This is a genomic window from Levilactobacillus hammesii DSM 16381 (assembly GCF_001434395.1).
Taxonomy (GTDB): Bacteria; Bacillota; Bacilli; order Lactobacillales; family Lactobacillaceae; genus Levilactobacillus; species Levilactobacillus hammesii.
Genome location: NZ_AZFS01000015.1, coordinates 1 through 989, shown reverse-complemented (window position 1 = coordinate 989; position 989 = coordinate 1). Strand labels below are relative to the sequence as shown.

The following is a 989-nucleotide window of genomic DNA, read 5'->3' as shown; positions in this document are numbered from 1 at the left end:
AATCTCTTACAATGGTAGTAGTTAATTCCAACCAGCTATAAGGAGTGATTACTTTGGGTACTTCTACTTTATCACGTTTTCAACGTGGTGCGCTAGCTCAACTGGTCAGTGAAGGCCATCATACTTACCAAGATATGGCTGACGCCTTAGGCGTTGCCAAATCAACTATTAGCTATGAATTAGATCGGGTCAAACCCTATGATCCCGAATTAGCGCAACAAGACGCAGATCATAAAAGGCGGGCTTGTGGTCGCCATTCAATTCTAACGCCATCATTGACAATTTTAATTACCAACCACCTACGTTTAACTTGGTCACCAGAAGCGATTGCGACAGCTTTTAACCTGAGCACCGCTTCAATTTATAACTGGCTTAAGCTTGGCTGGTTACCTTTCAACTTGGCTGATCTACCTAATCGAAATGTCCGACAGCGCCGAGCTAATGAGCATCGTGTCACATTTACAAGTGGGACTTCCATTGAACAACGACCAAAATCTGTCAATCAGCGATTAGCTTTTGGTCATTGGGAAGTCGATACGGTACTTTCTAGCCGAGGTCAGTCACGAGCATGTTTGGTCACTTTTGTAGAACGTAAAACCCGGCTTCTATGGGCTATCAAAGCCCCTAATCGCACCGCCAAGGCCTTAAATGATACCTTTGGAAATTTTATGGGGACCTTCGGTTCCCAAGTGAAATCTATAACTGTTGATCATGGTAAGGAGTTTGCCGATTATCGATCCATAGAACAAGACTATCAGATTAAAGTTTATTTTTGTCACCCGTATTCACCATGGGAACGGGGATCCAATGAATATTTCAATCGATGGTTACGGTGGTTTTTCCCGAAAAAGACTAACTTTGACCAGATAACGACTGATGAAATCCTGGCAGCACTTGAGCTTATTAATCAACGACCATTAAAAATCCATCATCAACAGACTGCCATTGAAAGTTTCCGGGCTTGTTCGGATTAAACTTGTAATTTGCCA

1 protein-coding gene is annotated in these 989 nt (G+C 42.7%); it reads left to right on the top strand.

Translation table 11 applies throughout. The annotated features are described in order from the left end of the window. Positions 1-53: 53 nt before the first annotated feature. Positions 54-974 (top strand): IS30 family transposase, encoded by a 921-nt coding sequence (locus tag FD28_RS01115; protein WP_054645805.1) that lies wholly within the window; start codon positions 54-56, stop codon positions 972-974. The last annotated feature ends 15 nt before the right edge of the window (positions 975-989 follow it).